The sequence below is a fragment of the Methylosinus sp. PW1 genome, assembly GCF_000745215.1.
Classification (GTDB): Bacteria; Pseudomonadota; Alphaproteobacteria; order Rhizobiales; family Beijerinckiaceae; genus Methylosinus.
On sequence record NZ_JQNK01000008.1, the window covers coordinates 755,293 to 775,000 of the forward strand.

The following is a 19,708-nucleotide window of genomic DNA, read 5'->3' on the forward strand; positions in this document are numbered from 1 at the left end:
GGGGGCGCGCGGAGCGCTTTGAAGAGAAACGAATGTCCGATCAGATCAAAGTCCTGGACCATGGTTTCGTCCGCCTCGTCGATCATATGGGCTCGGACCTCTCCATCGTGCGCGCGGCCCGCGTCTCCTATGACGCCGCCTGGCGCGCCGGCGAGAACGAGGGCTCGGACAAAAAGCTCATCGATTACCTCTGGAAGAATCGCCATACGACGCCCTTCGAGGCGGTGGAGTTCCAATTCGAGGTGATGGCGCCGATCTTCGTGCTGCGCCAATGGCATCGGCACCGCACCTGGACCTATAATGAGCTGTCCGGCCGCTACCGCGAATTGCCGGAGACCTATTATCTCCCCGACCCGGAAAACATCGGCGAGCAGGCGACGACCAATAAGCAGGGCCGCCAGCCCGGCGGCGATCTCGAGGCGCGCCGCGCCGAGGTGGAGAAGCTGCGCGCCGGCTTCGAGGCCGCCTTCGCCACTTATCGCGATCTGCTGGCCGCCGGCTGGCCGCGCGAGCTGGCCCGCACGGTTTTGCCGGTCTCCACCTACAGCCATATGTTCGCAAAGGTCAATCTACTGAATTTGTTCAAGTTTCTGTCGCTTCGGGCCGATCCGCACGCGCAATATGAGATCCGCGTCTACGCCGAGGCGATGGAAAAGCTCATCGAGCCCATTGTCCCGGTCGCCGTCGCGGCCTGGAAGGCGGGGCGGTTCTGAGCCCATGCCCGAGCTGCCCGAGGTCGAGACGGTCCGCCGCGGGCTCGAGCCCGTCTTCACCGGCTCGGGCCTCGCGCAGGTGGAGCTGCGCCGCGCCGATTTGCGCTTTCCCTTTCCGCAGGGCTTTGCCGCGCGGCTCGCGGGACGGCGCGTCGAGGCGCTGAAGCGGCGGGCCAAATATCTCTTGGGCGAGCTGGACAGCGGCGAGACGCTCATCATGCATCTGGGCATGAGCGGCTCCTTCCGCATCGACGCCGACGGCCCCGAGGGCGCCTATCACCGCGCCGTGAGCACAAAGCCGGCGCACGACCATGTCGTGTTTCGTTTCACGAGCGGCGCCAGCGTCACCTATAACGACCCGCGCCGTTTCGGCTTCATGCTGCTGGTCCCGCGCGGCGAGATGGCGACGCATCCGCTGTTCGACGGGCTCGGCGTCGAGCCGCTGGGGCCGGAGCTGACGCCGCAGCGTCTCGCCGAGGAGCTGCGCGGCCGCAAGGCGCCGCTGAAAGCCGCGCTGCTCGATCAGCGCATCATCGCGGGCCTCGGCAATATTTATGTCTGCGAGGCGATGCATCGCTCGCATCTCTCACCCTTGCGCGCCGCCGGAACGCTGGTCGACGCCAAGGGAAAGCCGAAGCGCGGTCTTTCCGATCTCGTCGAGGCGATCAAGCAGGTGCTGGGCGAGGCGATAGAGGCGGGCGGCTCCAGCCTGCGCGACCATCGCCAGACCGATGGCTCGCTCGGCTATTTCCAGCATTCGTTCCGCGTCTATGACCGCGAGGACGCGCCCTGTCCGACGGCGGGCTGCCGCGGCCATGTCTCGCGCGTGATCCAGAGCGGGCGCTCGACCTTCTTCTGCCGCGACTGCCAGAAGTGAGCGCGCCAGTCCCGCGCAAGCGGCGGCGATCAAAGCTCGCTCACATAATAGCGGATGATTCCAGCGCTCCGTCCTCGCCCGATCGACGCGCCGGCTATCGGGCGAGGATTTCATGGAACCTGCGGACCGTCTCCCTCCCTTCATCGAGCTCGCCGGGACCAGCGTCCCGCACAAGATCGTCGACATAGGCGCGCGCCATATCAGCGGCGAGCCGGTTTATGCGCCTCTGCTGCGCGGCGGCGAGGCGACCGTTGTCGGCTTCGAGCCCGACGAGGCCGCCGTCGAAGAGCTGAACGCCCGCAAAAATCCGAGCGATGTCTATCTGCCGCACGCGGTCGGCGATGGCGGACGCCATACGCTGCACATATGCGCGGCGCGCGACATGACCTCGCTGCTGAAGCCCAACCCGGCGGCGATGGAGATGTTCCACGGCTTTCCGGTCTGGTCGGAAGTCGTAGCGACGCAAGAGATCGACACTGTGCGCCTCGACGACGTGCCTGAAACAGAAGGCGCGACTTTCCTGGAATTGGACGTGCAGGGCGCGGAGCTGATGATCCTGCAAAATGCCGTCGAAAGACTGCGGCGCGCCTATGTTCTCCATATCGAGGTCGAGTTCCTGCCGCTCTATGAAGGCCAGCCGTTGTTCTCGGAAATAGAGCTGTTTCTGCGTTCGCAGGGCTATGTGCTGCATCGCTTCACGCCGATGATGAGCCGCGTGCTGAAGCCGCTGCTGCTCGGCAATAATGTCTTTGCCGGCATGAGCCAGATCGTCTGGAGCGACGCCATTTTCGTGCGCGACTTCATGCGTCTCGATCTGCTCGCCGATGACGAATTGATCGGCGTCGCGCAGATCGCGCATGATTGCTATCGCTCTGCCGATCTCGCTCTGCGCCTGCTCACCGAGCATGATCGCAGAAGCGGCCGCAATCTGGCGCGCGCTTATATGTTCGGCCTGCGCCATCGGACGCCGCGTGAGGCGGCGGAGTAGGCGATAGCGGTCGCGTGACTTCGAGGAGGGGCGAGCGCCCCTCTGCGTCCTTGGGCGTCAAAAGCCGAAGAATTTCTCGCGCAGCGCATCCTCATAGTCTTCCTTCGCGGCCAAGGCTCTGTTACGCGCCTCGTTTGTCGACCTCGGCCACGGAATGCGGCGCGACCGTGACGAGCGTCTCTTCCTTGCGGATCGCCGCGATCCATTCCTCCATCGCCGCTTTATACGCGGCCTGCAACTCGTCGAGCTCGGCGAATTCTTCGGCGGCTTGTTCATTCATGTCCGTCGTCCCTTTCCCGCGTTTGGGGAGGTTCAGGATATGCGGTCCAAATGAAGGGACCGCGACGAGCGACGCTCGCCGGATTTCCCGCACGTGCGACGGAATTTGCTTTCCCGACGCATTTTGCCGATAAGAAGCCGTCCTCCGCAAACCCCCGCACATCATGTCGCTCGAAACCGTTCCCGTCCTTCGCGTGGATGGCGTCTCCAAAACCTACGCCGAGACCGTGGCCGTGAAGCCGCTGAGCTTCGCGCTTCCCGCCGGCTCGGTGACGGGTCTGCTCGGCGGCAATGGCGCCGGCAAGACCACGACCATCGGCATGGTCATGGGCCTCATCGAGCCGACGACGGGAACAATCGAAATCTTCGGCCGCGACTTTCTGAGAGATCGCTATCACGCGCTCGGCCGCATGAATTTCGAGAGCCCTTATGTGGATATGCCGCATCGTCTCACCGTGCGGCAGAATCTCACCGTCTTCGGCCGGCTCTATGGCGTTCGCGGCGTCGCCGAGAAGATCGAGGAGCTGGCCGCCGATCTCGCCTTGAAAGAATTTCTCGATCGTCCGAGCGGGCGTCTCTCCGCCGGGCAGAAGACGCGCGTCGCGCTCGCCAAAGCGCTCATCAACGAGCCGGAGCTGCTGCTGCTCGACGAGCCTACCGCCTCGCTCGATCCCGACACCGCCGATTGGGTGCGCGGGCATCTCGAGGATTATCGCCGCCGGCGCAATTGCGCGATCCTGCTCGCCTCGCACAATATGGCGGAGGTGGAGCGCCTCTGCGATCGCGTGATGATGCTGAAAGAAGGAAGTCTCGTCGACGACGGCTCGCCCGCCGAGCTGCTCGCGCGCTATGGCCGCGCCAATCTCGAGGAAGTGTTTCTCGACGTCGCGCGCGGGCGCGGCAATGGAGGCGCCGCATGAGCGCGTCTTTGGAATTCTCGATCGCGCGCGTCGGCGCGATGACCTTGCGCTACTCCTATCTGCTGCGCTCCTCCATGCCGCGCATGCTGGAGATGATGTATTGGCCGACGGTGCAAATGCTCACCTGGGGCTTTCTGCAGACCTATCTCCTGCGCGCGCCGGGCGGTCTCGCAGGCGCGGACAAGACGACGATCGCCGCCGGCTCGCTGATCGGCGCTGTGCTGCTGTGGGACATATTGCTGCGCGGCCAGCAGGGATTTTCTTTTTCTTTTCTCGAGGAGATGTGGTCGCGCAATATCGCCAATCTCTTCATGAGCCCGCTGCGGCCGGCGGAATTCGTCGCCTCCATGATGGCGATGAGCCTCATTCGTCTCTTTGTCGGCATGGTTCCGGTGACGATCCTGGCCATTTGGTTCTTCGGCTTCAATCTCTGGGCGCTCGGCTTCGCCTTCGTGGCCTTTTTCGCCATTCTCATCATCTTCGCCTGGAGCGTCGGACTCTTTGTGTCCGGCCTGCTGCTACGTTACGGCCTCGGCGCGGAAAGTCTCGTCTGGTCGCTGATGTTCGTCATTCAGCCGCTCGGCTGCGTCTATTACCCGGTCTCCGTTCTTCCCGGCTGGCTGCAGCCGATCTGCTGGGCCTTGCCGCCGACCTATGTGTTCGAGGGGCTGCGCGCCGTGCTCGTCGATCACGCGCTGCGGCTCGATCTCATGTTTTATGGCTTGGCGCTGGATGCGGCGCTGTTCTCTGTCGCCGCTTTCGCTTTCGTGCGCCTGCTCGCTGCGGCGCGGCGCGCCGGGACCTTGCTGCAGACGGGCGAATGACGCGCCTTTCGGCGGCCTGTCTCGTCCGGCGCTGAAAGCGGATTTCCTGTTGCGGCATGGCGGTCGGCGCTCGATAATGGATCGACAGCCGCTCGTTCGGCGCGCCGACGCTCGGCGCGCGCGCCTTCGCTCCTCGCCTGTCGAGTTCGAAGGGAACAGCAGCTCGATGCGTATTCTGATCGTCGAAGATCAACCGGATATTTCCACGCTCATCGCCGATCGCGTTCGGCGCGCCGGCTATGCTCCCGATTGCGTCCAGGCTCTGGCCGATATTCCCGAGGCGCTCGGCTCCTGCGATTATTCGGTAATGCTGCTCGACCGGCGCTTGCCCGACGGCGATGGCCTGTCGATCGTCGCCGCGGCCAAGCGCATTCGCCCCGGCATTCGCATTCTTGTGGTGACGGCGGCCCGCTCGATCGAGGACCGCGTGGACGGGCTCGACGCCGGCGTCGATGATTATCTGACCAAGCCCTTCTCGACCGAGGAGCTGCTGGCGCGCATTCGCGCCAGCCTTCGGCGTCCCGGCGGCGAGCCGGCGCCGCCGGTCATCGTCGGCAGGCTCTCCTTCGATCTCAATTCGGAGAGCGCCTCCGTCGGCGGATTTCCGCTCATCGTGCCGCGGCGCGAGCTGATGCTGCTCGGCGCGCTGATGCGCCGCGCCGGACGCGCGGTCACTTTCTCGGCGCTGCTGCAAGAGATTTACGGCTCGGACGAGCATAAGCACATTGGCGCGCTGAAGATGGTGGCGATGCGATTGCGTCATCGCCTGGACGAGCAGGACGCCGGCGTCGAGATTCACGCGCCGCGCGGCATCGGCTATCTCATCCGTGAGGCGCGCGTGTCGTGAGGCTCGGCGCGATGAGGCTGCGCTCGCTGTCGTCCCGATTGATCGTCTATGCGATCATCGGCTCCATTCTCGGCTATCTCATTCTGCCGCCTGTGATCGTCGTCGCCGTCCTGGTCTTGGTCCGGCCGGGAGGCGTCGCCGCTCTCGACGAGCTGCTGCGCCCGCGCGTGCAGGAGATGATGCTCGCGGCGCTGCGCAAGGATGCAGGCGGCGCAGGATCGATCGCGATGACCGACGCATTGCGGGATTTTATTTCCGAGCACCCGGATTTTCGTTTCGGCGCCTTCGATCCGCGCATGGGGAAAGCGCTGTCGGGATCGTCGCCGGAAATAGCGGAAGCATTCGAAGGCGTCGGCCGTCTCAAGCTTTCGAGATCGCCCATTCAGGTCATTGTGGACGGATCGGCGCGCAAAGGCGAGTCCTTCGTCCTCGATTCGCAGGTCGGCGAGGTCGTCGTCGCCACCGGCGGAGCGCAGTATCGATGGCGTGATTTCATGCGCTTGCCCTTCTATACGACCACTCTGCCCGGCGCGATGTTCTTCCTTCCGAATTGGGTGGCCATGTGCCTCATTGCGCTCTTCGTCGTCCGTCGCGGCCTCGCGCCCATGCGTGCGGCGGCGGCGAAGATCGCGACGATCGACGTGAATTCGCTGAAGGAGGGCGTCGCTCCCGACGAGGCGCCGTCGGAGATGCGGCCTTTCATCGAGGCGGTGAACAAGGCTTTCGAGCGGGTGCGGGAGGGAGTAGAGCGCCAGAGGCGCTTCTCCGCCAATTCGGCGCATGAGCTGCGCACGCCGATCACCATTTTGCGCGCGCGCCTCGGCAAGATGGAGGAGGGGCCGCTCAAAGCCGAGCTCGAGCGCGACGTCCTGCGCGTGCAGACGATCGTCGAGCAGATGCTGCTGCTCGCGCAGATCAGGGAGCGCGGGCCGATCGCGCCGCAGAGGATCGATCTGCACGATATCGTGCTGAGCGTCGCGGCCGATCATGTGCCGATCGCGCTCGGCGACGGGCGCGACATTCAGTTCGAGGCGCCCTCGCGCCATGTGATCGCGCTCGCCTTGCGCTGGAGCGTCGAGAGCATCGTCGCCAATCTCATCGCCAATGCGGTTCGCGCCGAGCCCAGAGGCGGCGCCGTCGTCGTTCGCGTGCTGCCCGATTGCGTGATCGAGGTCGTCGATCACGGGAGCGGCGTGGCCGAGGGTGATCGCGGCCGCATCTTCGAGCCTTTCTGGCGCAAGGACGAGACGACGCCCGGCACGGGCCTCGGCCTGTCGATCGTTCGCGAGCTGGTCGAGCTGCAGGGCGGCGAGCTCGGCGTCGTGGAGACGCCCGGCGGCGGCGCGACCTTCCGTGTGCGTCTGCCTGCGGCCGGCGCCGAGCCGGAGCCGGCGGCGACCGGCGCCGTTCAGCCCTCGCTCGACCAGCGCTGCGAGCGCAGCGCCTGAGCGATCGCCTCGGCGCGCGCCTCGGGCGTCGCCGGCTCGATCGGCAGGCAGGCGTCGCGCGCCGTCTCCAGCAGCACAGCCTTGGGATAGGCCTCGCCGGGGCGCCCGGAATGGGCGGCGAAATCGCAGCTGCACACTTCCATCAGTAGGGCGAAGCTCTCCGGCGCGTCGAAGGCGCCGAGCCGCTCCAGCATTTGCGCCACCGGGCCGGCGCGCACTTCCGAGGCGCGATGCACGCGCTCGCATTCGCTGAGCGCCGTCAGCGCCAGCGGGACGCAATCGGCAGGGACGCCGAAGCGCTCGGCGATCCCGCTTATGCGCGGGCCGCCGCGGTCTATGTGCTTGTAATGATGCGGCAGATGCTCGCGCGGCGAATCCCCCTTGCCGACATTCATGACGAGCAGGGCGAAGCGCACGGGAAGCGGCGCGTCTCTGCGTCCGGCCTCGTCCAGCGAGCGCAGCAAATGGGCGCCGAGATCGACCTCCGACTGGCCATCCGACAATTGCGGAACGCCGAAAAGGGCGTCGACCTCGGGCAGAACGGCCTGCAGCGCGCCGCAGATGCGCAGCACGCGGAACGCCTTGCCGGGCGCCGGCCCGCTGAGCGAGAGCAGCAGCTCCGGCCAGATATCGGCCGGGTCGAGGCCGGCGAGGCAGCCGCTCTCGACCTGCTCGGCCATGAGATCGAGCGTCTCCTCGCCGGGATCGTCATCGGTCTCGGCGAGCAGCGCCGCCATTCGGAGAAGGCCGAGGCCGGGGTCTGTCTGGCCGAATTCGGGCAGGAAAAAGGGTTCTGAGGGCATGAGGCTTCGCGCGTGATACGAGTTCCGGCTGAACGGTTCGGCGCGCATTCCCCCTCTCCCCGCGAGCGGGGAGAGGGGCTCGGGGCGCGAGCCACAGACGGAAAACGCCCCGAGCCCCTCATCCTCACCTTCTCCCCGCGAGCGGGGAGAAGGAAGGCGGCGAATGCCGAGCGAAGCGATCAGCAGGAAATGAGTGGTCGGCTTACGGCCAAGCAAACTGCTTGCCGCGCGCCTCACGCACGGCCGGGGAGGGCGCCGCTCAGCCGCGGGGCGCGATTTTCGGGCGGCTGCGGCGCCGTGGCGCGGCGGCGTGCATCGGCGACCGTGCCGGCGTAGAGCGTCTCCGGCTCATGCAGCCCGGCCGAGAGCAGCGCCCGCCGCACGGCGGGTCGCGCGCCGGCGACGCAAACCACGGTTCCCGCCTTTCGCAGCCGCGTGACAAAGCTCTCCAGCGCCCGCGCCGCCGTGCTGTCGATCAGCGGCGCCTCGCTGAAATCGAAGATGAAGACATGCGGATAGCGGCCGATCTCGTCCAGAGCCGCGCTCACCGTCGCCGAAGCGCCGAAGAAGATGGCGCCGCTGATCTTATAGACCATCACCTCTGCGTCGGAGGCGGCGGCGGAATCATAGGTCGGGCGATGGCCGTCGTAATCATCGGCGCGATCCTCGTCGAGAAAGGCCTCGCCGGTCTGCACCTCGACGCTCTCGGCCAGGCGATGCAGGAAGAGGAAGGCGCCGAGCGTCACGCCGACGCCTATGCCGACGGTCAAATCCTCGAAAATGGTGAGCAGGAAGGTGGAGACCAGCACCAGAGCGTCGCCGCGCGAGGCGCAGAACAGAGCGACGAATTCCTTCTTCTCCGCCATGTTCCAGGACACGACGGCGAGCACGGCGCCGAGCGAGGCGAGCGGAATATAGGCCGCCAGCGGCGCGGCGATCAGCATGAAGCCGAGCAGGAACAGCGCATGCAGCATCCCTGAGACCGGGCCTTTGGCGCCGGAGCGCACATTGGTCGCGGTGCGGGCGATGGTTCCCGTCACCGGAATGCCGCCGAACAGCGGCGCGACGATATTGGCGACGCCCTGCGCGGCGAGCTCGCAATTGGAGCGATGGCGCCGCCCGCTCATGCCATCGGCGACGACGGCCGAGAGCAGCGACTCCATGGCGCCGAGCACGGCGATGGTCAGCGCGTCCGGCAGCAGCGCGCGCAGTCGCGCGAGATCGAAATGCGGGACCGCCGGCGCCGGCAGCGTGCTCGGCACGCCGCCGAAGCGCGAGCCGATCGTCTCTATGTCGAGATGCAGCGCCGCCGTCGCCGCCGCGCAGACCGTCACGGCGATCAGCATTCCGGGCCAGCTCGGACGCCAGCGCCGCAGACCGAGGATAATCGCCAGCGCCAGCGCCGAGACGCCGACCGTCGCCGGCTTCAGCGTGGCGCGCGCCTCCCATAGGGCCGCGAGCTTCGGGCCGAGCGCGGCCGGCTCATTGGCGAGGGAGAGGCCGAAAATCTCCTTGAGCTGGCTGGCGAAGATGATGACCGCTATGCCGGCGGTGAAGCCGACCGTCACCGGAAAGGGGATGTATTTTATGTAGGTGCCCCAGCGCAGCAGGCCGATGGCGAAGAGAATGACGCCGGCCATCATCGTCGCCAGCGCCAGCCCGTCATAGCCCTGACGCTGCACGATGGCGAAGACGAGAACGATGAAGGCGCCCGCCGGCCCGCCGATCTGGAAGCGGCTGCCGCCGAGCATGGAGACCAGAAATCCGCCGATGATCGCCGTATAGAGCCCGCGGTCCGGGCTGAGCCCCGAGGCGATCGCGAATGCCATGGAGAGCGGCAGCGCGACGATCGCCACAGTGAGGCCGGCGATGGCGTCGGCGCGCAGATCCGCGAGGCCGTAGCCTTCGCGCAAAATGGTGACGAGCTTGGGCGTGAACAGCTCGATGAAGCTCGGCTGGCGAAAACGTCGATCTCTCAACACTGGCTCCTTTGATCGAGGAGCGGCGGGATCGTCGGCGCGAAGTCGGCGGTCGTCGTCGCGATTAATCCTCAAGTCGTCGGTTTGGGCGGGCCGGGACGGCGCAGCCTCACGCCGCGTCCGGCGCCTTCGCTGCGGGCGTTCTCGCCGAGCAGCTCGACGCCGGCTTCGTTCAGCGCCTCGACGACCTTGGTGAGCGTCTCGATCACGCCGCGGACATTGCCGTCGCTCGCCTCCATGCGCTGTATGGTCGGCAGGGAGACGCCGGAAAGCTCGGCCAGCTTCTTCTGATCTATGCCGAGCAGCGCCCGTGCGGCGCGCAATTGAGCGGCGGTGATCATCTCATATGCTCACGCTTATTATATTAGCAGGCATGTTTTATCTCGCCAAGATGATGTTTGAAACATCATTCTCGCGTTTTTGCGACACGGCCGGGTTCTCGTCCGGCGCCGACGCATGTTAGCTTGGCGGATATGAACAAACCCGTGCAGATCGACGAGAGCTGGAAGCTGCGGCTTTCGGCGGAATTCGAGCAGCCCTATTTCGACGCTCTGCGCCAATTCGTGCGCGAGGAATACGCTCGCGCTCCGGTCTATCCCCCGGCCAAGCAGATTTTCCGCGCCTTCGACGAATGTCCCTTCGACGCCGTGGAAGTGGTGATCCTCGGTCAGGATCCCTATCACGGCCGCGGCCAGGCCAATGGCCTGTGCTTCGCCGTCGGCCGCGACATTCCGCCGCCGCCTTCGCTGCAGAACATCTTCAAGGAGATCGAGAGCGATCTCGGGCGGCCCGTCTCGCGCGATCCCGATCTCTCGCGCTGGGCGCATCAGGGCGTGCTGCTGCTCAACGCCACGCTCACCGTGCGCGACAGCGCCGCGGGCTCGCATCAGGGCAAGGGCTGGGAGCGCTTCACCGACGCCGCCGTGCAGGCGCTCTCGCGCGAGCGGGAGGGAATTGTCTTCCTGCTCTGGGGCAATTATGCGCGGCAGAAGGGCGCGGGCGTCGATCGCTCCAAGCATTTGGTGCTCGAGAGCGCGCATCCATCGCCACTGTCGGCGCGCGGCTTTTTCGGCTGCAGGCATTTTTCCAAGGCCAACGCCTATCTCGAATCGAAAGGACGCGCGCCGATAGACTGGTGAGACGCCTATATTACTGGAAGATCTCATAAAATTAGTCGTTTACCGAAATGTAACCGCGGTTTCGTAGTCCAGTATTCATTGGAGCGCCGACGCGAGTCGGCATAATTATGGGGCGCTCTCGTCGAGTCCGGCGGCGCGTCTCCAAATCATTTCGAGGCGCGAGTTTCGAGCATGCATTCTATGTTCTTTTGCACGTCTCTTCATGTTTCGCGCCGATTTTACGACCTCTGTCTCGATCATCTGCGATCGCGCTTCGTCGCCGTTCCATCGGCCGCCGCGCGGCTCAGCCTCGCGATGCTGGCGAGCGCCTATGTCGGCGCAAAAGCGACGGGAATGACGCTGCCGTCCTTCCCGGACCCGAGCCTTTTCTTCGTCGCGGTCGTCGCTCTCGATCTCTATTGTCGCTTCGCTTCGCCGAGCTTCGTCTCGCGCGCTGCGCCGATATTCGTCTACTCGCTGATCTATGTGGTGGCGACGTCGCTCGTAGGAATTTTCGCGAGCTATGCGACGCAGCGTCTCGCCATGCCGCTGCAGGACGAGCTGTTTCTCTCGCTCGATCGATGGCTCGGCGTCGATTGGCTGGCCTTCGCCCATTATGTCGACGATCGCCCCTTATTGGCGAAGTGGCTGCGGGAAGCTTATTCGAGCATGACCATGCAGATCATCGCGCCGGTGGTTGTGCTGGTCGCGCTCGAGCGTATCGGCGAATTGCGCGTCTATCTTCTCGCATTCGCGATCGCGCTCACGGCGACGATCGTCATCGCCGCCGTCCTGCCGGCCTCGAGCGCCGTTACTCTCGTCGATGATTCGCTGTTTCACGAGCTTCGCTTCGGCGGTCGGACGCCGCTCGATCATCTGAGCCGCCTGCGCGAGTCCGCGCCGCTGAATTTCGCGAGCAGCACGATCGGCGGCCTATTGAGCTTTCCCTCTTTTCACGCCGTGGTCGGCGCGCTGACGCCGCTGAGCCTGCGAACCGTGCGCCCGGCCTTCTATTTCTTATGCGTCGTCGATATCGCTCTGATGGTGGGCACGGTGACGGAAGGCGGGCATTATTTCGTAGACCCGATCGGCGGAGTGGCGCTCGCCTATTTGTCCTATCGAATGGCGCAGCGGATCGAGCGACGACGGAGTCGGTCCATTCCGTGTATCGGCGATGCAATTGGATATCGCGCCGAGCGTCTGATGATCGAGAATGCGCATCCGTCGCCGCTTTGCCGCGAGCTCGAGCGGTGAAGGCGCCGCCCCTCGTCGCCACTGCGGCGTAGAACTTGCTTTACTTCTCCTGAGGAGCGACGAGCGTCGTCGTGCGGATCGAAAGCCGACATTTTTGTCGGCTCCGCGTCAGCGACAATGAAACGAATCGCTCTCGCTCGATCTTTCGAGAGCGCTCCTTTTTTCGTTTTCCTCGATGATCGACCTCGCGACGCGTCGGGCGGCGCGTGCGCTGTCGACGCGAGCCATGTCTCATCTATCTCCCCGCGAAAATCGACCGTCACGGTCTCGAATGTTTCGAGAAGGGGCGGATAGCGAAAGCCGAACATGACGTCTATCGAAACGACCGCCTTCCAGCGCCTCGACGCCGAGGGCCGGCTCTTGAAGCCCAGCCACAAGGGAGCGACGCATCACGCCGGCCGTTTCGGCTTTCGCGGCGAGATCGCTGTCACGCTCGATCCGCTGCTCGCATTGGAAGGCGTTCACGCCACGGCGCAGGAAGGCGAGGGGGCGCTGTCGTTTCTCGCCGGATCGCTCGCCTCGTTTCGCGAGCTTCCCGCTCTCGTCGCGGCGCTCGGCGCGAGCGCGAAGCCGGAGGGCAAATATTTCATCTATGTCTCCGATCTCGACCGCGCCTCGCGCTATGAGATCAGCATAGAAGGCGTGCCGCTCTATGTTCTGCCGATCGACGACACCTCCGTCTACAATGAGCTGATCGAGCTTCTCTATCTCGATAAGACGAAGATGAAGAAATACGACACGGCGGAAAAGATCGACACGCTCGCCGATGGCGCCGCCAAATATGACCAACGCTTCGAGGCCATCAGCTTCGAGGAAGGGCTGAAGCGGCTCTGAGCCTTCGGCGCTCGTCGGCGCGGCGGCTTTCGCTCTACGCCGACGAGCGCCTTCAGTTCCCGCTCGGGCGGCGCTTAGCGAAGACGCCGACGATCACAGCGCGCGCGATATGCTCGGCCATGCATTGATAGCCGAGATCGTTGAGATGGAAATTATCGCGTGACATCATCTGCAGATTGGCGTGGTTCTGCGCGATGAAGCGCATCGCGTCATAGCGGCGCACATAGGCGACATTCTCCGCCGTCGCGACGCGCTGCAGAACGTTGCGGATCGCGAAATATTCCTCGTCGCGCGAGAAGCGCGAGCTATATTGCAGGCCGACCAGAACCACGTCGATCTCATTGGCCTTCAGCCAGCGTATGGTCGAGCTCACCGTGTTCTCGAATTCGTCCGGCGCGATGCGCACCAGCGCGTCATTGGTGCCGAGCTGCCAGAGCAGGAGATCGGGCTTTTCCCGCGCCACCTCGCTTTTGATGCGTTCGGCGGTGACGGCCGCCACCTCGCCGGAGACGCCGCGATTGGCGACCACGACATCGACGCCCTTCAGCGCCCCTTCCAAAATCGCCTCGAGCTGGGCTGGATAGCTCTTGGCGTCGGAGGTGGCGCCGACGCCGGAGGTGGAGGAGGAGCCGATGGCGAGAATGCTCGCTGTCTTGCGCTCACGTAGCGCTTTGGCGAAATGCGGCAGCGAGGCGGGCGCGGCGATATCGCCGGCCGGCGCTTCGCAGGCGGGACTGAGCGGCGGCGCCTCGGACGGCGGCGCGGATTCTGGCGCGCGTTCTTGCGCGAGCGCGAGCGACGCCGCGAGCGCCAGCGCTATGCAGGAGCCCGCGCCGATTTTGCCCGCAACCTTTCGCGCCATTCCGAAGCCCATGCTGTCGCCCCCATCGCAGCGATGCCGAACATAACGATAAACGCGTCGCTTACAACATCCCCGCTATAGGCGAAGCGGAAGATCTGCCCGGCGAGGCTCAGCAGAGACCCGGCGCAGAATACGTTGAGCGAATTGCGGCCGAGCGTCGACAAAAAATCGGCGATGCGCGGAAGGCGTCGCGCGATCGTGTGAAATGCGCCCGCGAAGACCGCGACGATGGCCAGATTGGAGAGCAGCCGCGCCGGCGACAAAAAGGTCTTGTCGAAGACGAAGAACAGCTTGGGCTCCGGCAGAGCGATCGGCGAGGGATCGAATTCGGTCCGCGCCGCGGCGACGCCGAGCAGCACGATCGGCAGCGCCGCCCACCACAGAGGCTTGCGATAGCGGCGCACGAGGCCGCCGATCCCATCCTCGCCGGCCAGCAGAAAGCCGAGCACGAAGACGAGCTGCCAGGCCAGCGGATCGAAGAACCAGGCGCCCTCCACCGGCCAGGTCGGGAAGTTGACGCCGAAGGCCAGCGCATAGGCCCAGATGGCGAGCGAGGCCGGGAGCAGCAGCGCTCGCGCATGGCGATAGGCGAGGGCGATCAGCGGCGAGGCCAGCATCAGCACGACATAGAGCGGCAGAATGTCGAAATAGCCGAGCTGAAAGGTCAGCAGCACGAGGCCGAGATTGGCGCGCACCGGATCGGAGAAAATCGCCGAGGCGTTGTTCCAGTCGAGCAGAAAGGGCGCGTCCAGCAGCAGCGAGGCGCCGGCCTGCAGCGCGACGGCCAATTGCGCGATCACCAGTTGCGCCAGATAGACGGTGAAGGCGCGCCCCTCGAGCCGCAGGATCAGATAGCGCGCCGAAAGCGTCCGCGCCGGCCCGTCCACGAGCTTGCGCAACGCCCAGCCGGCGAGAAAAACGAACAGCTCCGCCGAATCGGAGATCGCCACATTGCGAAAGGTGAAGCGCTCGAAGAAAATCCCTGGAATATGATTCACGAAAATGGTGACGAGAGCGAAGCCGCGCCAAAAATCGATTTCATTCGGCTCGCGCATGCGCTTCTTCAATGGTTCGGCGGCTGAGTTTTCGCACCGACGCGAGCGCCGGGGCGTGTCTGTTCAGGGCCTCGAATGCGGCCTTTTTTGGGAGCGTTGCGAAAGACTCACATCGCGCTCTCGATGCGCCCCGGAAAGACGCGCAGGAGCTGCGCGCGTCCGCCCAGCGTGGCGAACACTTCCGGATCGGCGCCCGTCATCCACACTTGTCCGCCGATGCGTTCCAGCTCGGCGTAGAGCGCCTCGCGCCGCAGCGGATCGAAATGCGCCGCCACCTCGTCCAGCAGCAGCAGCGGCGCGCGCCCCGTGGTCGCCGCCACCAGCCTCGCATGTGCGAGAACGAGACCGGCCAGCAGCGCCTTCTGCTCGCCGGTGGAGCAGGCGCGCGCCGCCTCGTCCTTGGGGCCGTGGCGCACGGAAAGATCGCTCGCCTGCGGGCCTTCCAGCGTGCGGCCGGCGGCGGCGTCGCGCCGGCGGGCGGCGGCGAGCCGCGCGCGATAGCGATCCTCCACCTGCAGCGCCGGCTCCTCGCCGATCATGCGCTCCAGCTCCCCCTCTATCGAAACCTCGGCCCAGGGAAAGGGCGAGCTGTCGTCGCGCTCTCTCGCGATGAGCGCGCGCAGCCGCAGCACGGTCTCGCCCCGCGCCGCCGCCACGGCGACGCCGAGCGCGGCGATCTCGCGCTCGGCGGCGTCCAGCCAGCGGGCGTCGGCGGTCTCCTCGGCGAGCAGCCGATTGCGATTGCGCAGCGCGCGCTCGAGCTTCGCCGCGCGCGCGCCATGCTCGGCGTCGAGGCTGAGCGCCAGCCGATCCAGAAAGCGCCGCCGATCGCCCGCCGGCCCGGCGAACAGCCCGTCCATCGCCGGCGTGAGCCACAGCGGGCGCAGATGATCGGCGAAAGCGCGGGCGGAGGAGACCGGCGCCCTGTCGATGCGAAAGCGCCGCGCCGCGCTCTGCTCGCCGCTGGCCGGCTCCAGCCCATGGCCGAGCTGCGTGACGACGCCGTCGGCGGAAAGCTCGATCGAGACCGCGAAACCGCCGGAGCCCTGCCGCCGCGCGCAATCGGAAAGCTCCGCCCCGCGCAGCCCGCGCCCGGCCGAGAACAGCGACAGCGCCTCGAGAATATTGGTCTTGCCGGCCCCATTCTCGCCGGTGAGCGCCACCAGCGGCGCCTCTATCGCGCAATCCAGCGCGGCATAGGAGCGATAATCGGCGAGCTGCAGCCGCCGCGCCATGGGGGCGAGAATCGCGGGGGAGGGGCCGGGCGTCATGCGGGACGCTTTGCCACGGCGGGGGGCGGAGGGCTAGCGGGGGGAGGCGGACCCGCTGTGTGGCAGGAGCGGAACTCCCAAGATTGCCAAATTGACAGCCAAAGAAGAACATATGACTCTCACAGTCATAGTCTGTCACTTATTGCGCGGGGGAACCGTGGAACGGCGTACGGGACATCCATTCCGCATCTTTGGCCGATGGACATTGCGCCTTGCCGCGGGCGCGGCTGTATTTATCACCGCGCTCGCTCTTGGAGGCGGAGTACACCATCACTTTGCATCGAGAGCCGAGCTCGCAGGGCTTCGTCCTCCCGGTCGGCTCGTGGCCGTGGAGGGTCACACGTTTCATCTCTACTGTACAGGTGAAGGGCGCCGGACCGTTATCCTCGAAAGCGGCGCCGGGGTCCCTTGGCTAGCTTGGGCTTGGATTCAGCCGGCAGTGGCCGAGGTAGCCCGCGTTTGCTCTTATGATCGAGCGGGCTACGGATGGAGTTCGACATCTACTTCTGCGATGGACGCCGAAAATGTCAGCCAACAGCTCCATGAGCTTTTGAAAACTGCGAGTATTCCAGGCCCTTACATCCTTGTCGGGCACTCCATCGGTGGGGCATATGCGCGCATGTTCACTGCAAAGTTCCCGCAGGATGTGACAGGACTGGTTTTGATCGATGCGACTAGCCCATCCGTCCTGGAGACTTATGCCGAGGTCGATCTCCCAAGGGTCGAGGATTGGACGCCCGCAACATTAAAAATATTTCCATATCTCGCTTCTGTCGGGGCCATGCGCGCCGTCGTCAACCTCGGATTGTTCAACCTTGCGGCAGGACTGCCTCCTCGATCGGAAGAGGTTGCGAAGGTGTTTCTGTACCAGGCCGCCTATATAGAAACGACTATTGAGGAGTACCGTTTTATTCCGGATACGCTGAAACAAATTCAGCACCTAAAGCCTCAATCCGGTCTACCAGTTGCGATCGTCGTGGCCGATAGATTCACTGGACTGGACGACGCCACCGAAGCAAGGTTCGTCCGGTGGCATCAAGCTCAGCAACGAAATTGGCTTGCTATTTCGGAAAACAGCTCGATCGAGGTAATTGCGGGAGCGGACCACATAAGCCTCATGACTAACAAACTCCATGCTCATGAGGTAGCGAACAGCATCACCAAGATGGTGGAGAAGGTCAGCGCTGGTGAGCCCAGGGAATTGCTTCCACAATAGAGATGGTCGCTGGTAGTGTTCATTGGTGCGGCTGTCATTGCGTCTTCCGCCCTCGGGAGGTCAAGCATTGACCGAACGGGGAGGCAACGCCACTTTCTCGTGACCTGCATTCCCTACGAGTCCATCCTCGGCTGCGTTGAAGAACAAGCGATCGTAGCGCAGAGCGTCTGCTTCGATGACCTGTTTATTCGCTGGTTTCCTGCATGGCTTGCTGGCCTCTCCACTCTCATGCGACTGGCTGCAACTTGTTTTAAGGCAGCCTCACCTGAATGAGCGGCTGTCGAGTGTGATCCAGACGTCGTGGGCTCCGGTGAAAGGTCGCTTCGGCTCCCAATCCAACGGAGCGCTTCGCAGAATAGCCGAGGTCTCGGCGTTTACGGTTTTTCGGCCGCAATCGACGGGCTTTGATGCGCCCGCGCGCCATCTGGCGCAATGCTCTGCGCCGTCAGCCGGTCATTTTTCGCATCCCTATCCGGTTCGAGACACACCTCTCCCCTCGCGGCGTCATGCCGCCGCTTCGAGAACCCGCGCCCGCTTCATGTTCATCGCCATGACGACGAACTGAAGATGACAATTGTTGCGCGCGAGGCTGCGGTAGCGTACTCGCGCCATCCCATACCAGTTCTTCATCGTCGCGTTGGCGCGCTCGACGCCGACGCGAACGCTCGACGCCGTCTTGTTGAACCATCTCTGCCAGTCCGGCTGTCGCGCTCCGCGCTTCGCCTTATAGGCGATCTTGTCGTCGATCTTCTTGTCGTTCAACGCCTTGCGTAGCGCTGCGCTATCATATGCCTTGTCGCCGTAATAGGCCTCTTCATCGCCCTGGATCATCGCCTCGCCGCGCTGGCTGTCGTGCAGATCGGCGCTCGTCATCTCCGCTTGGCGCACGATGCCGCTTTCTTCGTCGACCGCCAGATGCGCCTTGTAGCCGAAGTAGGTCTCGCCGTTCTTCTTGGTGAAGCTCGCGTCCGGGTCGCGCGGATTGACCTGCCCCTCGTCGTGGGGCGGCGGCTTCACGGCGGCCGCGATGATAGTGGCGTCGACCAGCGTGCCGCGCTTCACGATCAGCCCGCGCGCGTCGAGTTGTCGATTGACCTCGGCAAGTAGTTTCTCGTCGAGGCCGAGCTTGGCGAGCCGCTGACGAAACCGCCAGATCGATGAATGGTCCGGCGTCTCCTCGTCCAGCGGAACCCCGCAAAAGCGCCGAAACGACAGGCGATCGCGCACAGCCTCCTCGGCGGCGGGGTCGGACAGCCCATACCACTGCTGCAACAGCACGATCTTGAACATGGTCAGTGGCGGATAGGCCGGCGCGCCGTCGCTCGAAGAATGCAGCGGACGCAAAATAACGTCGAACGCGCTCCACTCGAACGTCTTGGCGATATCTTCCAGAAACCCACCAGGACGAGAATAGGCTTTCACGAATGCGTCGGCGAGCGAAGGTTGGCTGAAGTTGCGGCGTGACATCGGTGACTCACATCCCTCGGACGCCCCAGAGAATCACGGGTTCGCCGGTTTTGCAAAGCGCTCCAACGCTCACCCACCTCTCACGCCCGCCCATAAACCTCCGCGCCCGCCAGCAGCCGCAGGCGGAAGCTCGCCACGTCGAAGCTCGCCTCGCCGTCGGCCTCCTCGATCAGCGGCTCGGCGGCGGCGGCTTTCAGCAGATCGGGGTGGACGAGGCTGGCGCCGAGGCCGCCGCCGGGGGGCGTCCAGCCGCGCAGCGCATCGAGGCTCTGCAAGCGCAGCAGGGCGGTGACGCGCAGGTCTATGGCGACGGCGACGATGTCGGCCGTGTCGGTCAGCCCCCGGCGCTCCAGCATCTCATAGAGCCGGGACGAGCGGGAGCCCGAGGCCCAGCGCTCCTCGACAGGCAGCGCGCGCAGCATGTCCATGACCTCGCCGAGCAGATCGGCCGAGATCGGAATGCGATTCACCTTGTTCAAATAGTCCGACATCCCTTCCCTCATTCCATCGCGCGCGAATATAGACCATGGCGCCGCGCGCCCTGTGCCTCAGCGCCCCTGCCGCGTGGCGACATGGGGATTGTTCGGCGCCTTGGCCATCAGCTGATCGATACGGTCGCGCTCGCGCTTGAAATCGGCGAGCAGCCGACCGTCGAACTCGCGCGTGCGCGCCAGCTTGACGCGCATCGGATCGACGAAATGGCCGTTGACCATGACCTCGTAATGGAGGTGGGGGCCGGTCGAGAGGCCGGACGAGCCCAAAAATCCGACGATCTGGCCCTGCTTTATGCGCATTCCCTCGCGAATGCCGCGCGCGAAGCCGGACATATGATTATAGGCGGTCGAATAGCCATTGGCGTGCTGGATCTCGACGCGGCGGCCGTAGCCGCTGTGCCAGCCGGCCTCCACCACCACGCCATTGCCGGCCGCGAGAATGGGCGTGCCGATCGGCGC

The 19,708-nt window shown here is 64.9% G+C and carries 21 protein-coding genes (1 of these 21 cut by a window edge); 11 read left to right on the forward strand and 10 right to left on the reverse strand.

The annotated features are described in order from the left end of the window. Positions 1 to 32: 32 nt before the first annotated feature. The 3 genes from thyX (at position 33) to K369_RS09195 (ending at position 2,578) form a co-directional block, all read left to right on the forward strand. The gene (thyX, locus tag K369_RS09185) at positions 33 to 713 is read left to right on the forward strand and encodes an FAD-dependent thymidylate synthase (protein WP_051949165.1); all 681 of its coding nucleotides are present in this window, start codon (positions 33 to 35) and stop codon (positions 711 to 713) included. 4 nt (positions 714 to 717) lie between these two features. Then, a complete protein-coding gene (mutM, locus tag K369_RS09190; protein ID WP_036290070.1) occupies positions 718 to 1,590 on the forward strand; it encodes a bifunctional DNA-formamidopyrimidine glycosylase/DNA-(apurinic or apyrimidinic site) lyase in 873 nt (290 codons plus the stop codon). A gap of 112 nt (positions 1,591 to 1,702) precedes the next feature. Beyond that, positions 1,703 to 2,578, forward strand: a complete 876-nt coding sequence (locus K369_RS09195; protein WP_051949166.1) for an FkbM family methyltransferase — start codon at positions 1,703 to 1,705, stop codon at positions 2,576 to 2,578. A 121-nt stretch (positions 2,579 to 2,699) separates the two neighbouring features. On the opposite strand, the gene K369_RS09200 is transcribed toward K369_RS09195, so the two are convergent. Beyond that, on the reverse strand, positions 2,700 to 2,858 hold the full coding sequence (locus tag K369_RS09200; RefSeq protein WP_245278145.1) for a hypothetical protein: 159 nt from the start codon (positions 2,856 to 2,858) through the stop codon (positions 2,700 to 2,702). A 163-nt stretch (positions 2,859 to 3,021) separates the two neighbouring features. On the opposite strand from K369_RS09200, the gene K369_RS09205 reads away from it, so the two are divergent. The 4 genes from K369_RS09205 (at position 3,022) to K369_RS24600 (ending at position 6,896) form a co-directional block, all read left to right on the forward strand. Beyond that, on the forward strand, positions 3,022 to 3,777 hold the full coding sequence (locus K369_RS09205) for an ABC transporter ATP-binding protein (RefSeq protein WP_036290073.1): 756 nt from the start codon (positions 3,022 to 3,024) through the stop codon (positions 3,775 to 3,777). After that, the gene (locus K369_RS09210) at positions 3,774 to 4,601 is read left to right on the forward strand and encodes an ABC transporter permease (RefSeq protein ID WP_036290075.1); all 828 of its coding nucleotides are present in this window, start codon (positions 3,774 to 3,776) and stop codon (positions 4,599 to 4,601) included. The genes K369_RS09205 and K369_RS09210 overlap by 4 nt, the downstream gene beginning before the upstream one ends. Positions 4,602 to 4,767: 166 nt before the next feature. Continuing rightward, complete coding sequence (locus tag K369_RS09215; protein ID WP_036290510.1) at positions 4,768 to 5,448, forward strand: response regulator transcription factor; 681 nt, start codon at positions 4,768 to 4,770, stop codon at positions 5,446 to 5,448. An 11-nt stretch (positions 5,449 to 5,459) separates the two neighbouring features. Next, entirely contained in the window at positions 5,460 to 6,896 is a 1,437-nt protein-coding gene (locus tag K369_RS24600; RefSeq protein ID WP_156967821.1) for a HAMP domain-containing sensor histidine kinase, read from the forward strand. Here the strand turns inward: K369_RS24600 and K369_RS09225 are convergent. The 3 genes from K369_RS09225 to K369_RS09235 all read right to left on the reverse strand — a co-directional run bounded on the left by K369_RS09225 (position 6,857) and on the right by K369_RS09235 (position 10,019). Continuing rightward, on the reverse strand, positions 6,857 to 7,699 hold the full coding sequence (locus tag K369_RS09225) for a tRNA nucleotidyltransferase (protein ID WP_036290078.1): 843 nt from the start codon (positions 7,697 to 7,699) through the stop codon (positions 6,857 to 6,859). The two genes, K369_RS24600 and K369_RS09225, sit on opposite strands and share 40 nt — an antisense overlap. 233 nt (positions 7,700 to 7,932) lie before the next feature. Next, the gene (locus tag K369_RS09230; RefSeq protein WP_036290080.1) at positions 7,933 to 9,678 is read right to left on the reverse strand and encodes a SulP family inorganic anion transporter; all 1,746 of its coding nucleotides are present in this window, start codon (positions 9,676 to 9,678) and stop codon (positions 7,933 to 7,935) included. A gap of 71 nt (positions 9,679 to 9,749) precedes the next feature. Next, entirely contained in the window at positions 9,750 to 10,019 is a 270-nt protein-coding gene (locus K369_RS09235; RefSeq protein ID WP_036290084.1) for a helix-turn-helix domain-containing protein, read from the reverse strand. A 132-nt stretch (positions 10,020 to 10,151) separates the two neighbouring features. Here K369_RS09235 and ung point away from each other — a divergent pair, with 132 nt between their 5' ends. The 3 genes from ung (at position 10,152) to K369_RS09255 (ending at position 12,884) form a co-directional block, all read left to right on the forward strand. Beyond that, entirely contained in the window at positions 10,152 to 10,817 is a 666-nt protein-coding gene (gene ung / locus K369_RS09240) for a uracil-DNA glycosylase (protein ID WP_036290088.1), read from the forward strand. A 171-nt stretch (positions 10,818 to 10,988) separates the two neighbouring features. Then, positions 10,989 to 12,050, forward strand: coding sequence for a phosphatase PAP2 family protein (locus K369_RS09245; protein ID WP_084570596.1), 1,062 nt, complete (start codon positions 10,989 to 10,991; stop codon positions 12,048 to 12,050). Between the two features lie 306 nt (positions 12,051 to 12,356). Further along, positions 12,357 to 12,884, forward strand: a complete 528-nt coding sequence (locus K369_RS09255; RefSeq protein WP_036290097.1) for a hypothetical protein — start codon at positions 12,357 to 12,359, stop codon at positions 12,882 to 12,884. Positions 12,885 to 12,936: 52 nt separating this feature from the next. Here the strand turns inward: K369_RS09255 and K369_RS09260 are convergent, their stop codons facing one another. The 3 genes from K369_RS09260 to recF all read right to left on the reverse strand — a co-directional run bounded on the left by K369_RS09260 (position 12,937) and on the right by recF (position 16,072). Then, complete coding sequence (locus tag K369_RS09260) at positions 12,937 to 13,746, reverse strand: GDSL-type esterase/lipase family protein (RefSeq protein WP_245278146.1); 810 nt, start codon at positions 13,744 to 13,746, stop codon at positions 12,937 to 12,939. Next, positions 13,701 to 14,801 carry an OpgC family protein gene (locus K369_RS09265; protein ID WP_036290516.1) on the reverse strand — a complete coding sequence of 367 codons (1,101 nt, stop codon included), beginning with the start codon at positions 14,799 to 14,801 and terminating at the stop codon, positions 13,701 to 13,703. The genes K369_RS09260 and K369_RS09265 overlap by 46 nt, the downstream gene beginning before the upstream one ends. A gap of 107 nt (positions 14,802 to 14,908) precedes the next feature. Further along, positions 14,909 to 16,072: a DNA replication/repair protein RecF gene (gene recF / locus K369_RS09270; protein WP_036290103.1), complete on the reverse strand. Its 1,164-nt coding sequence runs from the start codon at positions 16,070 to 16,072 to the stop codon at positions 14,909 to 14,911. A gap of 112 nt (positions 16,073 to 16,184) precedes the next feature. Between recF and K369_RS25540 the strand changes: the two genes are divergently transcribed. Then, entirely contained in the window at positions 16,185 to 17,288 is a 1,104-nt protein-coding gene (locus tag K369_RS25540) for an alpha/beta hydrolase (protein WP_084570598.1), read from the forward strand. Positions 17,289 to 17,792: 504 nt separating this feature from the next. On the opposite strand, the gene K369_RS09280 is transcribed toward K369_RS25540, so the two are convergent. The 3 genes from K369_RS09280 to K369_RS09290 form a co-directional block, all read right to left on the reverse strand. Next, positions 17,793 to 18,755 (reverse strand): IS5 family transposase, encoded by a 963-nt coding sequence (locus K369_RS09280; protein WP_051948759.1) that lies wholly within the window; start codon positions 18,753 to 18,755, stop codon positions 17,793 to 17,795. An 80-nt stretch (positions 18,756 to 18,835) separates the two neighbouring features. Next, positions 18,836 to 19,246: a hypothetical protein gene (locus K369_RS09285; protein WP_036290106.1), complete on the reverse strand. Its 411-nt coding sequence runs from the start codon at positions 19,244 to 19,246 to the stop codon at positions 18,836 to 18,838. A gap of 57 nt (positions 19,247 to 19,303) precedes the next feature. Beyond that, positions 19,304 to 19,708, reverse strand: partial view of a M23 family metallopeptidase gene (locus K369_RS09290; RefSeq protein ID WP_036290108.1) — the end only. Its footprint extends 1,629 nt past the window's final position; the window shows 405 of its 2,034 coding nt (coding positions 1,630-2,034); its start codon lies off the right edge, out of view; its stop codon occupies positions 19,304 to 19,306.

Bases quoted from the DNA above. Each gene is read 5' to 3' on its own strand.
- K369_RS09280 (WP_051948759.1), bottom strand. From the start codon at position 18,755: ATGTCACGCCGCAACTTCAGCCAACCTTCGCTCGCCGACGCATTCGTG.
- K369_RS09285 (WP_036290106.1), bottom strand. From the start codon at position 19,246: ATGTCGGACTATTTGAACAAGGTGAATCGCATTCCGATCTCGGCCGAT.
- K369_RS09210 (WP_036290075.1), top strand. From the start codon at position 3,774: ATGAGCGCGTCTTTGGAATTCTCGATCGCGCGCGTCGGCGCGATGACC.
- K369_RS24600 (WP_156967821.1), top strand. From the start codon at position 5,460: ATGAGGCTGCGCTCGCTGTCGTCCCGATTGATCGTCTATGCGATCATC.
- K369_RS09265 (WP_036290516.1), bottom strand. From the start codon at position 14,801: ATGCGCGAGCCGAATGAAATCGATTTTTGGCGCGGCTTCGCTCTCGTC.
- thyX (WP_051949165.1), top strand. From the start codon at position 33: ATGTCCGATCAGATCAAAGTCCTGGACCATGGTTTCGTCCGCCTCGTC.
- K369_RS25540 (WP_084570598.1), top strand. From the start codon at position 16,185: ATGACTCTCACAGTCATAGTCTGTCACTTATTGCGCGGGGGAACCGTG.
- K369_RS09260 (WP_245278146.1), bottom strand. From the start codon at position 13,746: ATGGCGCGAAAGGTTGCGGGCAAAATCGGCGCGGGCTCCTGCATAGCG.
- K369_RS09205 (WP_036290073.1), top strand. From the start codon at position 3,022: ATGTCGCTCGAAACCGTTCCCGTCCTTCGCGTGGATGGCGTCTCCAAA.
- K369_RS09225 (WP_036290078.1), bottom strand. From the start codon at position 7,699: ATGCCCTCAGAACCCTTTTTCCTGCCCGAATTCGGCCAGACAGACCCC.
- K369_RS09200 (WP_245278145.1), bottom strand. From the start codon at position 2,858: ATGAATGAACAAGCCGCCGAAGAATTCGCCGAGCTCGACGAGTTGCAG.
- K369_RS09245 (WP_084570596.1), top strand. From the start codon at position 10,989: ATGCATTCTATGTTCTTTTGCACGTCTCTTCATGTTTCGCGCCGATTT.
- ung (WP_036290088.1), top strand. From the start codon at position 10,152: ATGAACAAACCCGTGCAGATCGACGAGAGCTGGAAGCTGCGGCTTTCG.
- K369_RS09195 (WP_051949166.1), top strand. From the start codon at position 1,703: ATGGAACCTGCGGACCGTCTCCCTCCCTTCATCGAGCTCGCCGGGACC.
- mutM (WP_036290070.1), top strand. From the start codon at position 718: ATGCCCGAGCTGCCCGAGGTCGAGACGGTCCGCCGCGGGCTCGAGCCC.
- K369_RS09215 (WP_036290510.1), top strand. From the start codon at position 4,768: ATGCGTATTCTGATCGTCGAAGATCAACCGGATATTTCCACGCTCATC.
- K369_RS09235 (WP_036290084.1), bottom strand. From the start codon at position 10,019: ATGATCACCGCCGCTCAATTGCGCGCCGCACGGGCGCTGCTCGGCATA.
- recF (WP_036290103.1), bottom strand. From the start codon at position 16,072: ATGACGCCCGGCCCCTCCCCCGCGATTCTCGCCCCCATGGCGCGGCGG.
- K369_RS09255 (WP_036290097.1), top strand. From the start codon at position 12,357: ATGACGTCTATCGAAACGACCGCCTTCCAGCGCCTCGACGCCGAGGGC.